A 12254-nucleotide genomic window follows, 5' to 3' on the forward strand; every position below is an offset into this window, starting at 1 on the left:
GGGGTTGGAACGGCTGTGACCTGCGGGGTACAGTGGCCGCTGGCGTTCGCGCCGTCCGTCGTCGTGCTGTGGCCGCATGCCGTCGGGCGCCCTCTGCGAGTACGCCCGCACCAGACACCCCAGCACCACCCGCCCGCGCCCGAACCGGCGCCGGTGGGACGCGAACCGGCGTGCGCCGGAGGAACACCAGATCGGGAGGCCGTACAGGGAATGGCGAAGAAGGACGGGGCCATCGAGGTCGAGGGTCGAGTCGTCGAGCCGCTCCCCAACGCGATGTTCCGGGTGGAGCTCCAGAACGGGCACCGGGTGCTCGCGCACATCAGCGGCAAGATGCGGCAGCACTACATCCGCATCCTGCCCGAGGACCGCGTGGTCGTGGAGCTCTCGCCCTACGACCTGACCCGCGGTCGCATCGTCTACCGCTACAAGTGACCACCACGGGCCCGGCCGACCGCCGAGGCCCGTGACCACGAACGACTGAGAAATGAGGGCGGCACCGGTGAAGGTCCAGCCGTCGGTGAAGAAGATCTGCGACAAGTGCAAGGTGATCCGCCGGCACGGCCGGGTCATGGTCATCTGCGACAACGCCCGGCACAAGCAGCGCCAGGGCTGAGGGAGTAACAGGACATGGCACGACTGGCCGGCGTCGATCTGCCCCGCGAGAAGCGGATGGAGATCGCGCTCACCTACATCTACGGGATCGGCCCGACCTCGGCGAAGGCCACCCTGGCCGCGACCGGCGTCAGCCCGGACCTGCGCGCCAAGGACCTCTCCGACGAGGACCTGCTGAAGCTGCGCGACTACATCGACGAGCACTTCCGCGTCGAGGGTGACCTGCGCCGCGAGGTGGCCGCCGACATCCGCCGCAAGGTGGAGATCGGGTGCTACCAGGGCCTTCGGCACCGCCGCGGCCTGCCCGTCCGCGGACAGCGCACCAAGACCAACGCGCGCTCCAGCAAGGGCCCGCGCAAGACCATCGCCGGCAAGAAGAAGGCCCGCTGACCCAGCGGTAGCCCTCACCGGCACCCGCCCCGGCCGTCGCGCCCCCGCAGAGGGGGCGGCCGCGGGCTCACCCTGCTCCACCAGGCCACGAACGAGAAGAGAGAGTCATGCCTCCCAGGGCACGCGCGGCGGGCGCCAAGAAGGTGCGCCGCAAGGAGAAGAAGAACGTCGCCCACGGCGCGGCGCACATCAAGAGCACCTTCAACAACACGATCGTGTCGATCACCGACCCCACGGGCAACGTGATCAGCTGGGCCTCGGCCGGGCACGTCGGGTTCAAGGGCTCCCGCAAGTCCACGCCGTTCGCGGCGCAGATGGCTGCCGAGAACGCCGCGCGCAAGGCGCAGGAGCACGGCATGCGGAAGGTCGACGTCTTCGTGAAGGGTCCCGGCTCCGGCCGCGAGACCGCCATCCGCTCCCTCCAGGCCACGGGCCTCGAGGTCGGGCAGATCTCCGACGTCACCCCCCAGCCGCACAACGGCTGCCGCCCCAAGAAGCGCCGCCGGGTCTGACCCCGCGCTCCTCGACTCACTCTTAGAAACCCAGGGAGACCCGACGTGGCCCGCTACACCGGAGCCGACTGCCGCCTGTGCCGGCGCGAGAAGATGAAGCTGTTCCTCAAGGGCAGCAAGTGCGAGTCCGCCAAGTGCCCGATCGAGATCCGCCCCTACCCTCCGGGCGAGCACGGTCGCGGTCGCACCAAGGACAGCGAGTACCTCCTGCAGCTGCGCGAGAAGCAGAAGGCCCGCCGCATCTACGGCGTGCTGGAGAAGCAGTTCCGCGGCTACTACGAGGAGGCGAACAAGAAGACGGGCAAGACCGGTGAGGTCCTGCTGCAGATCCTCGAGTCGCGCCTGGACAACGTGGTCTACCGCGCGGGCTTCGCCAAGTCCCGCGACATGTCGCGCCAGCTGGTGCGCCACGGCCACATCAAGGTGAACGGCCGCAAGGTCGACATCCCCTCCTACCGCGTCTCGGCCAACGACATCGTCGAGGTCGCCGCGAAGTCGGCCGAGATGGTGCCCTTCCAGGTCGCCCAGGCCGAGGCCGGCTCCCGGCCGGTGCCCGCGTGGCTCGAGGTCATCTCCAGCCAGCTCAAGGTGCTCGTGCACTCGATCCCGGCCCGGCAGGTCATCGACACGCCGGTCCAGGAGCAGCTGATCGTCGAGCTCTACTCGAAGTAAGCGCACCACGACGGGGCGGGCGGACCGAAGCCCGCCCCGTCGGCACGTCCCCTCACGGCGTCATATGGCGGTCGCCGGAGGACATGGAGGAGAACCACATGCTCATCGCACAGCGCCCCACCCTCACCGAGGAGACCATCGACGCCTCCCGGTCGCGGTTCGTCATCGAGCCGCTCGAGCCGGGCTTCGGCTACACCCTCGGCAACTCCCTGCGCCGCACCCTGCTGTCCTCGATCCCCGGTGCTGCTGTCACCAGCATCCGCATCGAGGGCACCCTGCACGAGTTCACCACCGTGCCGGGGGTCAAGGAGGACGTCACCGAGCTGATCCTCAACCTCAAGGGCCTGGTCGTCAGCTCCGACTCCGACGAGCCGGTGACCATGTACCTGCGCAAGCAGGGCCCCGGTGAGGTGACCGCCGCCGACATCGCGCCCCCGGCCGGTGTCGAGGTGCACAACCCCGACCTGCACATCGCGACCCTGAACGCGAAGGGCCGGCTGGAGATCGAGCTGGTCGTCGAGCGCGGCCGCGGCTACGTGCCGGCCACCCAGAACAAGCAGCCCGGCCAGGAGATCGGTCGCATCCCCGTCGACTCGATCTACTCCCCGGTGCTCAAGGTGACCTACGCCGTCGAGGCCACCCGCGTCGAGCAGCGCACCGACTTCGACCGCCTCGTGGTCGACGTGGAGACCAAGCCCTCCATCGAGCCCCGCGACGCCATCGCGTCCGCCGGCTCGACCCTGGTGGAGCTGTTCGGCCTGCTGCGCGAGCTGAACGTCGACGCCGAGGGCATCGAGGTCGGGCCCAGCCCGGCCGAGGCCGCCGACATCGCGAACTTCTCGATGCCGATCGAGGACATGGACCTCACGGTCCGGTCGTACAACTGCCTCAAGCGCGAGGGCGTGCACACCGTCGGTGAGCTCGTCACCCGCTCCGAGGCCGACCTGCTGGACATCCGCAACTTCGGTGCGAAGTCCATCGACGAGGTCAAGCTCAAGCTGGCCGCCATGGGTCTGGCGCTCAAGGACAGCCCGCCCGGGTTCGTCCCCACCTCGGTGGAGAGCTACGACGAGACCTACGACGACAGCTACCCCGGTGAGGCCCAGTACGCCGACGGGCAGGACTACACCGAGGGCGACTACCGCGAGACCGAGCAGCTCTGATCGACGGAACCCGCTGCCCCACCCGGGGCGGCGGGTTCCCGCCGGGAGCGGCACCTGCCGCGACCGGAGTTCCACCCGTCAGTGACACGCGCGGCCGGCAGTACCCCGGCGGCCTGAGGAAGGACCTCCCATGCCCACCCCCACCAAGGGCCCCCGCCTCGGCGGTTCGCCGTCGCACGAGCGGCTGATGCTGGCGAACCTCGCCACCTCGCTGTTCGAGCACGGCCGGATCACCACCACCGAGACCAAGGCCAAGCGGCTGCGCCCGCTGGCCGAGAAGCTCGTGACCCTGGCCAAGCGCGGCGACCTGCACGCCCGCCGGCAGGTCATGACCCAGATCCGCGACAAGAACGTGGTGCACCACCTGTTCGCCGAGATCGGTCCCCGCTACGAGAACCGTCCCGGTGGCTACACCCGGATCACCAAGGTCGGCCCCCGCAAGGGCGACAACGCGCCGATGGCCGTCATCGAGCTCGTCGAGGCCCTGACCGTCGGCCAGCAGGCCGTCGGCGAGGCCGAGCGCGCCCGCGGCACCCGCTTCGCCTCCGGTGCCGGCTCGGCCGCCGCCGCCGGTGAGGTCACCGCCTCCTCGACGGAGATCGCCGACGAGGCCAGCGACCAGGCCGACGCCGAGGCCACCGCGACCGAGGTCTTCACCCCGGACGACGAGGCCCAGGACGAGACCACCACCGAGCCGCAGCCCACCGCCGAGAACGGCGTCGTGGTCGAGGCCGACGGCGTCTCGCCCGAGGTCGCCGACGCGGCCGCCGCCGAGGTCAACGCCGCCGAGGTCAGCGACGCCGCCACCGCCGGCGACGACGCCCCCGGCGGGGAGTCGCAGCCCGACCCGAAGTGATGCTCCGCTGAGCACCAGCACGGCCGACGAGCCCGCCACCGGTACCGGTGGCGGGCTCGTCCGCGTCCGGCTCGACATCGCCTACGACGGCACGGCGCTGCACGGCTGGGCCCGGCAGCGCTCGGTGCGCACCGTGCAGGCCGACCTGGAGCTCGCGCTGTCCACCGTGCTGCGCCACGACGTCGACCTGACCGTGGCCGGCCGCACCGACGCCGGCGTGCACGCCACCGGCCAGGTCGCGCACCTGGACCTGCCGGAGCCGGTCTGGGCCGAGCACGCGGGCCGGCTGCTGCGCCGGCTGCGCGGCACGCTGCCGCCCGACGTCGCGGTCACCGCCGCGGCGCCCGCGCCTCCGGGGTTCGACGCCCGGTTCGCCGCACTGGCCCGGCACTACGCCTACCGGCTCACCGATGCCGTGGCCGGGCCGCCGCCGCTGCGCCGGTGGGACACCGTGGGCTGGCCGCGCCGCCTCGACGTCCCCGCCATGCGGGTGGCCGCCGCCCTGCTGCTGGGTCACCACGACTTCGCCGCGTTCTGCCGTCACCGCGAGGGCGCGACGACCATCCGGGTGCTGCAGGCACTGGACGTCGTCCGGGACGGCGACGGCGCAGGGGACGTGGTGACCGTGTCCGCGTCGGCCGACGCGTTCTGCCACTCGATGGTCCGCAGCCTCGTCGGCGCGCTGCTGGCCGTGGGGGAGGGCCGCCGGGGCCCGGAGTGGCCGGCCGGCCTGCTCGCCCGCACCAGCCGCTCCGACGAGGTGCCGGTCGCCCCCGCCCACGGGCTGACCCTGCTGGCGGTGGACTACCCGCCCGACGACCAGCTGGCCGCGCGCACCGAGGTCACCCGGGCCCGGCGGGACGCCTAGGCCGGGTCCGGGACCCCGGCGACGGCGTCGGCGACCGGGGTGTCGCCGCCGGTGAGCTCCAGGACGCCGGTCCGCGGCGTGTCCAGCAGCGCCACCAGCACGGCGGCGACGTCGTCCCGGGTGACCTCCCCGCGGTCCACCGACGGCGCCAGGTGCACCGTGCCGGTGCCCGGGTCGTCGGTCAGGGTCACCGGCCGCAGGACGGTGGTGTCCAGGCCGGGGCGGGGGAGCACGTCCTGCTCGGCGGCCAGCTTGGCGCGCAGGTAGGCGACGAAGACCTCGTCCACGCCGTCGGGGGTGGCGCCGTCGGCGACGGCGTCGACGCCGTAGGAGGACACCAGCAGGTAGCGGCGGGCACCGGCGGCCTCGGCGGCGTCGGCCAGCAGCACCGCGGCGCCCCGGTCGACGGTGTCCTTGCGGGCGATGCCGCTGCCGGGCCCGCCGCCGGCGGCGAAGACGACCGCGTCGGCCCCGCGGACCACGTCGGCGACCTGGTCCACCGAGGCCTGCTCGAGGTCCAGCACCACCGGCCGCGCGCCGTCGGACTCCAGGTCCGCGGTGTGGTCGGGGTTGCGCACCACCCCGGTGACGACGTCGCCGCGGGCGGCGAGCAGGCGGGTGAGGCGGCGGGCGACCTGGCCGTGGGCTCCGGCGACGACGACGTGCATGACCGGACGCCTACCCCGGCGGGCGGCGCCGGACACCCGCGGCCGCCCGGGCGCGCTCCAGGTCGGCGGGGGTGTCGCAGTCGGTCCAGGGCGGCGGGGTGCCGGGCACGACGTCGGGGCGGTACCGGCGGACGGCGAGGCCGGCCAGCACCGAGCGGACCGGCACCGGCCCGTCGACCCCGGCCAGCGCGCCCCGCAGGGTGGCGGTGCGCCAGACGCCGAGCAGGTGCTGGTCCCGGCCGGTCGCGTCGACGACCACCACGCCGTCCCCGGTCAGCCGCTCCCGCAGCGCGGCCACCACCGCGGGGGTCAGGAACGGCAGGTCGGCGGCCAGCAGCGCGACGACGTCGGCGTCCACGGCGGCGAGGCCGGCCCGCATGCCGCGGACCGGGCCGCCGCCGGGCGGGTCCTCGCGGACCACGACCACCCCGGGCGGCACCGGCTGCGGCGGGCCGACCACCACCCGCTGGTCGGCGTCGGCGACCGCGGCCAGCACCCGGTCGAGCAGGCTGGCGCCGCCGACGTCCAGCTGCGGCTTGGCCCGGCCGCCCAACCGCGCGGCGCGACCGCCGGCGAGCACGACGGCGGCGTACGGCGGCAGCTCGGGCACGCCCCCGACGGTAGGTGCGTACCGTTCCCGGCGTGGGACGAGTGACCGCCCGGACGCCGGTGCTGCGCATCCGCGGACCGCACCGCAGCACCCGGCCGGACACGGTGGCCAGCGAGGAACCGCTGGAGATCCGGCTGGCCGGCACACCCCTGGCCGTCACCATGCGGACGCCGGGGCACGACTTCGACCTGGTGCACGGGTTCCTGGCCACCGAGGGCGTCATCACCTCGCCCGCCGACGTCGCGGCGCTGCGCTACTGCGACTCCGTCGACGACGAGGGCCGCAACACCTACAACGTGGTCGACGTGGACCTCGCCCCGGGCGTACCGGTGCCCGACACCGCGCTGGAGCGGAACTTCTACACGACGTCCTCGTGCGGGGTGTGCGGCAAGGCCAGCATCGACGCGATCCGCACCCGGACCACCTTCGACGTCGCCGCCGACCCGGTGCAGGTGCCCCTCGACGCGCTGCTGGCCCTGCCCGACCGGCTGCGCGCCGCGCAGGAGGTGTTCGAGAAGACCGGCGGGCTGCACGCGGCCGGGCTGTTCACCGCCGAGGGCGAGCTGGTCTGCGTCCGGGAGGACGTCGGCCGGCACAACGCGGTGGACAAGGTCGTCGGCGACGCCGTGCGGGCCGGGCGGCTGCCGCTGGCCGGGCACGTGCTCATGGTCAGCGGCCGGACCAGCTTCGAGCTGATGCAGAAGTCGGCCATGGCCGGGATCCCGGTGCTGGCCGCGGTCTCGGCGCCGAGCTCGCTGGCCGTGGAGCTCGCCGAGGCCACGGGCACCACCCTGGTCGGGTTCCTCCGCGGCGACGGCTGCAACGTGTACGCGGGGGCCCACCGGGTGGTCTGAGCGGGGTCAGTGGTCGCCGCCCCGCAGCTGGCTGACCGCGTGCGGGAGCAGCGGGCCGAGCACGGCCAGCCCGTCGCGCACCCCGCCGGTCGAGCCGGGGAGGTTCACCACCAGCGTGCGCCCGGCGGTGCCGGCCAGGCCGCGGGAGAGGACGGCGGTCGGGACGGCGGGCTGGCCGTACCGGCGGACCGCGTCGGCGATGCCCGGCGCCTCGCGCTCGATGACCAGGCGGGTGGCCTCGGGGGTCACGTCGGTGGGGGTGAGGCCGGTGCCGCCGGTGGTGACCACCAGGTCCGCGCCGGAGGCCACCGCCTCGCGGAGCGCACCGGCGAGGACGTCGACGTCGTCGGGGTGCACGTGCGGGCCCTCGACGGCGAACCCCAGCTCGCGCAGGCCCGCGGCCAGCGCCTGGCCGGAGCGGTCCTCGTAGACCCCGGCCGAGGCCCGGTTGGAGGCGGTGACGACGACGGCGCGGGCGCCGGGGGGCAGGCTCACCGGACCCAGTCGCCCTTCCTGCCGCCGGACTTGGCCAGCAACCGGACGTCGCTGATGACCGCGCGCGGGTCGACGGCCTTGACCATGTCGATGACCGTCAGCCCGGCGACGGCGACGGAGGTGAGCGCCTCCATCTCCACGCCGGTGCGGTCGGCGGTGCGGGCGGTGGCGGTGATCTCCACGGCCTCGTCGGTGACCTCGAGGTCCACCGTCACGCCGTGCAGCGCGATCGGGTGGCACAGCGGCACCAGGTCCGGGGTGCGCTTGGCGCCGGCGATGCCGGCGATCCGGGCCACCGCGATCGCGTCGCCCTTGGGCACGCCCTCGCCGCGCAGCAGCGCGACCACCTCGGGGCTGACCAGCACCCGGCCGGCCGCGGTGGCCACCCGCGCGGTCACCTCCTTGGCGGTGACGTCGACCATCCGCGCCGCACCTGCGGCGTCGATGTGGGTGAAACCCGTGGGACCGCTGCTCACCGTTCTCCTCCTCCGACCAGCACGACCTCGACCTCGCTGCCGGCCGGCAGCTCGGTGACCTCCTCGGGGACCACGACCAGCACGTCCGAGCGGGCCAGCGACGCCACCAGGTGCGACCCCGCGCCGCCGACCAGCTCGACGGTGCCGCCGGAGAGCCGGCCGCGCAGGAACTGCCGCTTGCCCGACGGGGAGGTCAGCGGCCCGGCCAGCCGCGCGGGCAGCCGGGGCCGGTCGGGCCGGCCCACCCCCAGCGCGGTGCGCAGCGCCGGGCGGACGAAGACCTCGAAGGACACGAACGAGCTGACCGGGTTCCCGGGCAGGGTGACCACCGGGACGCCGTCCACGGTGCCGGCCCCCTGCGGACCGCCCGGCTGCATGGCCACGGTGAGGAACTGCACGGTGCCCAGTGCGCCGAGGGCGTCCTTGACCACCTCGTAGGCGCCCATGCTCACCCCGCCGCTGGTGATCAGCAGGTCCGCGTCGGCCAGCTCGGCGCGCACCGTGGCGAGGAACTGGTCGACGTCGTCGGGCACGAAGTGCAGCGTGCGGGCCGCCCCGCCCGCCGCGTCGACGGCCGCGGCCAGCACCAGGGAGTTGGACTCGTGGATCTGACCGGGCCGCAGGGGCTGCCCCGGTGCGACCAGCTCGCTGCCGGTGGACAGCACCAGCACCCGCGGCCGCCGCGCGACGACGACCGACGCGCGGCCGACCGAGGCGGCCAGGCCCAGCTGCGCGGGGCCGAGCACGGTGCCCGCCGGCAGCGCCACCGCGCCCTGCGCGATGTCCTCGCCGGCGTGCCGCAGGAACGTGCCGGCGGCGGGGGAGGCGGTGATCGTCACCTCGTCGGTGCCGCCGTCGGTGTCCTCGACCGGGACCACGACGTCGGCGCCGTCGGGCAGCGGGGCGCCGGTCATGATCCGGTGCACCGTGCCCGGTGCCAGCGCGGGGACGTCGGTGCGCCCGGCCGGGAGGTCCTCGGCGACCGGCAGCCGGACCGGCGCCCCGGCGGCCGCCGCGCCGACGTCGGCCCAGCGGGCGGCGTAGCCGTCCATCGCCGAGTTGGTGAACACCGGCAGGCCGACCGCGGCCACCACGTCCTCGGCCAGCACCCGGCCGGCCGCGGCCGCGACCGGGACCTCCTCGGTGCCCGGCGACGAGCCGGCCAGCAGCGCGGTCACCGCCGCCCGGTGCTCCTTGACCGTCCGGCGGACCTTCGCGGGTGTGCTCACGGGCACATCCTCGCCGACCGGGTGCGGGCGCCGGGACCCGGCGCTAGGTTCGCCGTCGCCGGGACCAGCCGCCGACCAGCGAGGAGCGCGACGTGACCGAGATCGACCGGATGCTCGAGGCCAACGCCGAGTGGGCGCAGCGCTTCCCCGGGTCGCGGCCGGTGCAGCCGGCGCGCAGGGTCGCCGTCGTGGCCTGCATGGACTCCCGCATGCCGCTGTTCCCGCTGCTCGGGCTCGAGGTGGGCGACGCGCACGTCATCCGCAACGCCGGCGGGATCATCACCGAGGACGTGCTGCGGTCGCTCACGATCTCCCAGCACCTGCTCGGCACCCGGGAGACGGTGCTGGTGCACCACAGCGACTGCGGCATGCAGAAGACCGACGACCGGGCCCTGGCCGACACCGTCGAGCAGGCCACCGGGCACCGGCCGCCGTGGGTGGGCCGCACGTTCACCGACCTGGACGCCGACGTCCGCGAGTCGATGGCGATCCTCCGGTCCACGCCCTACCTGCTCTCCCACGAGGTGCGCGGCACGGTCTACGACGTGACCACCGGTCGACTGCGCGAGGTCCTCCCCGCCTCGTAGGCTCACCGCCGTGCTGGGTGCCCGCTGTGCGTGGAGGTCGGTGGTCGCGGCGACCGCGGTCGCCCTGCTCGCCGGCTGCACCAGCACGGTGCAGGGCACGGCGAGCCCGGCCCCGACCTCGGCCACGACATCCCCGGGCAGCACGGCGACGGCCACCCCGAGCGCCGCGCCCACCGGGCAGGTCACCCCCGCGCCGGCCGTCGGTCCCGGCACCGGCGCCGAGGCCCGCCGGATCGCTGCGGTCACCTCGCTCATCCCGCTCATCAGCCCCGAGCGCACCGGTTCCTGCTTCCCCAGTGGCCCCTTCGGCTCGGCCAGCGGCGTCGACGGCCTGTACTTCGGCGACGGCCGGGTGGGCCAGGAGCTGGACCGGTGGGGGTTCGTCGCCGGCTGGGGCAACTGCGGCCAGGACGCGGCGAACAACGGCACGCTGCTGCTGGTGGCCGAGATGAGCGACCCCGACTCCGCCGCGGCGGCCGCGGACACCCTCAACGGCATCTCCCTGGAGCTGGAGAGCGGGGGCTACGAGCCGGTCGACCTGCCCGACCTCGGGGTGACCGGCGCGCTGTCCACCGGCGGCTCGGACTCCGCCGGGGCACCCACCGACACCGTGCAGGTGTGGGTGCCCTCGGGCCGGATGCTCGCCTACGCCTACCTGGACGCCCCCGCCGGCGGCGCCCCCGACCTGGTGACCCGGCAGCTCACCGACCAGCTGGGCCTGCTGCAGGGCTTCGCGCCCACCCCGCAGGACCAGGTGCCGGGCCTGCCCACCGACCCCCTGGGCCTGGCGCCCTTCGCCGTGCAGACCCCGGGGGACGCCACCCGCTTCACCGGCTCCTACGACCTCGAGGGCTACCTGCGGCTGGCCATCGACCCGGTGGTGGAGCGCCAGCTGCTCACCGCCAACGGGTTCAGCGGCGCCTACTACCGCACCTCCTACGACGAGGCCGCGGGCCTGGACTTCGCGGTGTCGCTGTACACCTTCCCGACGTCGGCGCAGACCAACGCCGTCTACACCGGGTTCGCGCAGCTGGAGGCCACCGCGTTCGGCGGCACCGCCTTCGCGCTCCCGGCCATCCCCGAGGCGCCCTGCTTCGCCTTCGACGGCGGCGGGGGCAGCTTCTACCAGCGCTGCTACGTGGGCTACGGCAGCTACCTGGCCAGCATCGACGTCCTCGGCCTGGCCGCGGCCGACGACTACGCGCAGATGAACACCCTGCTCCCGCAGCAGCGGGACCTCATCGACGGCTGACCGGACGTCCCCGACCGGCTGGTATCGTCGTCCGCTGGCGCGCACCGTCGGCTGGTGCCCGCGCGCCGTCGTGACGTCTCCCGTGCTCGGTGAGGCGACTCCACCAGCCACCCCGACGACGAGGAAGTGGGCATACCCGTGCGCACGTACACCCCCAAGCCCGGTGACATCACCCGGGCCTGGCACGTCATCGACGCCACCGACGTGGTGCTCGGTCGACTGGCCAGCCAGACCGCGCAGCTCCTGCGCGGCAAGCACAAGCCGCAGTTCGCACCGCACGTCGACGCCGGCGACTTCGTCGTCGTCATCAACGCGGGCAAGGTGGCCCTCACCGGCTCCAAGCGCGACGAGAAGACCGCCTACCGGCACTCGGGCTACCCGGGTGGTCTGCGGGCCATCAACGTCGGCGACGAGCTGAAGACCCGCCCCGACCGGGTCGTCGAGCGCGCCGTCAAGGGCATGCTGCCGCACAACTCGCTGGGCCGGCAGATGCTCTCCAAGCTCAAGGTCTACGCCGGGCCCGAGCACCCGCACGCCGCCCAGCAGCCCCAGACCTTCGAGATCAAGCAGGTGTCCCAGTGACCACGCCCCTGACGGCGCAGAACGTGACCGACGCCGACGGCCGCCCCGTGCAGACCGTGGGCCGGCGCAAGGAGGCCATCGTCCGGGTGCGCCTGCTGCCCGGCACCGGCCAGTTCCGGCTCAACGGCCGCACCCTGGAGGAGTACTTCCCCAACAAGGTGCACCAGCAGCTCATCCGTGAGCCCCTGGTCATCCTGGAGAAGGGCGAGACCTACGACGTGGTCGGCCTGCTCAAGGGCGGCGGCGTCACCGGGCAGGCCGGCGCGCTGCGCCTGGCCATCGCCCGCGCGCTGATCGAGGTCGAGCCCGAGGACCGTCCGGCCCTCAAGCGCGCCGGCTTCCTCACCCGCGACGCCCGCGTCACCGAGCGCAAGAAGTACGGGCTGAAGAAGGCCCGCAAGGCGCCCCAGTACTCCAAGCGCTGACCG

Annotated in this window: 18 protein-coding genes; 13 read left to right on the forward strand and 5 right to left on the reverse strand. The window is 74.2% G+C overall.

Going from position 1 to position 12254, the window contains the following annotated elements; translation table 11 throughout:
- Positions 1–210 precede the first annotated feature (210 nt).
- The 8 genes from infA (at position 211) to truA (ending at position 5073) form a co-directional block, all read left to right on the forward strand.
- Positions 211–432: a translation initiation factor IF-1 gene (gene infA / locus BLT39_RS07990; RefSeq protein ID WP_012950459.1), complete on the forward strand. Its 222-nt coding sequence runs from the start codon at positions 211–213 to the stop codon at positions 430–432.
- A gap of 67 nt (positions 433–499) precedes the next feature.
- Positions 500–613 (forward strand): 50S ribosomal protein L36, encoded by a 114-nt coding sequence (rpmJ, locus tag BLT39_RS07995; protein ID WP_012950458.1) that lies wholly within the window; start codon positions 500–502, stop codon positions 611–613.
- A 14-nt stretch (positions 614–627) separates the two neighbouring features.
- On the forward strand, positions 628–1002 hold the full coding sequence (rpsM, locus tag BLT39_RS08000) for a 30S ribosomal protein S13 (RefSeq protein ID WP_091061434.1): 375 nt from the start codon (positions 628–630) through the stop codon (positions 1000–1002).
- Between the two features lie 107 nt (positions 1003–1109).
- Positions 1110–1514 carry a 30S ribosomal protein S11 gene (gene rpsK, locus BLT39_RS08005; protein WP_055764664.1) on the forward strand — a complete coding sequence of 135 codons (405 nt, stop codon included), beginning with the start codon at positions 1110–1112 and terminating at the stop codon, positions 1512–1514.
- Positions 1515–1559: 45 nt separating this feature from the next.
- On the forward strand, positions 1560–2186 hold the full coding sequence (gene rpsD, locus BLT39_RS08010) for a 30S ribosomal protein S4 (protein WP_091061436.1): 627 nt from the start codon (positions 1560–1562) through the stop codon (positions 2184–2186).
- 98 nt (positions 2187–2284) lie between these two features.
- Positions 2285–3349: a DNA-directed RNA polymerase subunit alpha gene (locus tag BLT39_RS08015; protein WP_091061866.1), complete on the forward strand. Its 1065-nt coding sequence runs from the start codon at positions 2285–2287 to the stop codon at positions 3347–3349.
- 130 nt (positions 3350–3479) lie between these two features.
- Positions 3480–4205: a 50S ribosomal protein L17 gene (gene rplQ / locus BLT39_RS23585; RefSeq protein ID WP_091061437.1), complete on the forward strand. Its 726-nt coding sequence runs from the start codon at positions 3480–3482 to the stop codon at positions 4203–4205.
- A 76-nt stretch (positions 4206–4281) separates the two neighbouring features.
- Positions 4282–5073, forward strand: a complete 792-nt coding sequence (truA, locus tag BLT39_RS08025) for a tRNA pseudouridine(38-40) synthase TruA (protein ID WP_278246956.1) — start codon at positions 4282–4284, stop codon at positions 5071–5073.
- Here the strand turns inward: truA and BLT39_RS08030 are convergent.
- Together BLT39_RS08030 and mobA are read right to left on the reverse strand one after the other, a co-directional pair.
- The gene (locus tag BLT39_RS08030) at positions 5070–5741 is read right to left on the reverse strand and encodes an NAD(P)H-binding protein (protein WP_091061870.1); all 672 of its coding nucleotides are present in this window, start codon (positions 5739–5741) and stop codon (positions 5070–5072) included. The two genes, truA and BLT39_RS08030, sit on opposite strands and share 4 nt — an antisense overlap.
- 10 nt (positions 5742–5751) lie before the next feature.
- Positions 5752–6351: a molybdenum cofactor guanylyltransferase gene (gene mobA, locus BLT39_RS08035; protein ID WP_091061439.1), complete on the reverse strand. Its 600-nt coding sequence runs from the start codon at positions 6349–6351 to the stop codon at positions 5752–5754.
- Positions 6352–6383: 32 nt separating this feature from the next.
- Here mobA and fdhD point away from each other — a divergent pair, with 32 nt between their 5' ends.
- Positions 6384–7205, forward strand: coding sequence for a formate dehydrogenase accessory sulfurtransferase FdhD (gene fdhD / locus BLT39_RS08040; RefSeq protein WP_091061440.1), 822 nt, complete (start codon positions 6384–6386; stop codon positions 7203–7205).
- A gap of 6 nt (positions 7206–7211) precedes the next feature.
- Here fdhD and BLT39_RS08045 read toward each other — a convergent pair whose 3' ends face one another.
- The 3 genes from BLT39_RS08045 to moeA are packed head-to-tail and all read right to left on the reverse strand — an operon-like array spanning position 7212 to position 9405.
- Positions 7212–7700: a MogA/MoaB family molybdenum cofactor biosynthesis protein gene (locus BLT39_RS08045; protein ID WP_091061441.1), complete on the reverse strand. Its 489-nt coding sequence runs from the start codon at positions 7698–7700 to the stop codon at positions 7212–7214.
- On the reverse strand, positions 7697–8176 hold the full coding sequence (gene moaC / locus BLT39_RS08050) for a cyclic pyranopterin monophosphate synthase MoaC (RefSeq protein WP_091061442.1): 480 nt from the start codon (positions 8174–8176) through the stop codon (positions 7697–7699). The genes BLT39_RS08045 and moaC overlap by 4 nt, the downstream gene beginning before the upstream one ends.
- The gene (gene moeA, locus BLT39_RS08055) at positions 8173–9405 is read right to left on the reverse strand and encodes a molybdopterin molybdotransferase MoeA (RefSeq protein ID WP_091061448.1); all 1233 of its coding nucleotides are present in this window, start codon (positions 9403–9405) and stop codon (positions 8173–8175) included. Before moeA ends, moaC begins: the two co-directional genes overlap by 4 nt.
- 92 nt (positions 9406–9497) lie before the next feature.
- On the opposite strand from moeA, the gene BLT39_RS08060 reads away from it, so the two are divergent.
- From BLT39_RS08060 to rpsI, 4 genes are all read left to right on the forward strand, one after another.
- Positions 9498–9992 (forward strand): beta-class carbonic anhydrase, encoded by a 495-nt coding sequence (locus tag BLT39_RS08060; RefSeq protein ID WP_091061449.1) that lies wholly within the window; start codon positions 9498–9500, stop codon positions 9990–9992.
- A gap of 40 nt (positions 9993–10032) precedes the next feature.
- Complete coding sequence (locus BLT39_RS08065; protein ID WP_091061450.1) at positions 10033–11244, forward strand: DUF7373 family lipoprotein; 1212 nt, start codon at positions 10033–10035, stop codon at positions 11242–11244.
- A gap of 138 nt (positions 11245–11382) precedes the next feature.
- The gene (gene rplM, locus BLT39_RS08070; RefSeq protein ID WP_091061451.1) at positions 11383–11826 is read left to right on the forward strand and encodes a 50S ribosomal protein L13; all 444 of its coding nucleotides are present in this window, start codon (positions 11383–11385) and stop codon (positions 11824–11826) included.
- Positions 11823–12251, forward strand: coding sequence for a 30S ribosomal protein S9 (gene rpsI / locus BLT39_RS08075; RefSeq protein ID WP_091061452.1), 429 nt, complete (start codon positions 11823–11825; stop codon positions 12249–12251). Before rplM ends, rpsI begins: the two co-directional genes overlap by 4 nt.
- Positions 12252–12254 lie beyond the last annotated feature (3 nt).

The sequence above is a fragment of the Klenkia brasiliensis genome (assembly GCF_900100695.1).
Classification (GTDB): Bacteria; Actinomycetota; Actinomycetes; order Mycobacteriales; family Geodermatophilaceae; genus Klenkia; species Klenkia brasiliensis.

Bases quoted from the DNA above. Each gene is read 5' to 3' on its own strand.
- infA (WP_012950459.1), top strand. From the start codon at position 211: ATGGCGAAGAAGGACGGGGCCATCGAGGTCGAGGGTCGAGTCGTCGAG.
- rpsK (WP_055764664.1), top strand. From the start codon at position 1,110: ATGCCTCCCAGGGCACGCGCGGCGGGCGCCAAGAAGGTGCGCCGCAAG.
- rplQ (WP_091061437.1), top strand. From the start codon at position 3,480: ATGCCCACCCCCACCAAGGGCCCCCGCCTCGGCGGTTCGCCGTCGCAC.
- rpsM (WP_091061434.1), top strand. From the start codon at position 628: ATGGCACGACTGGCCGGCGTCGATCTGCCCCGCGAGAAGCGGATGGAG.
- BLT39_RS08030 (WP_091061870.1), bottom strand. From the start codon at position 5,741: ATGCACGTCGTCGTCGCCGGAGCCCACGGCCAGGTCGCCCGCCGCCTC.
- BLT39_RS08015 (WP_091061866.1), top strand. From the start codon at position 2,285: ATGCTCATCGCACAGCGCCCCACCCTCACCGAGGAGACCATCGACGCC.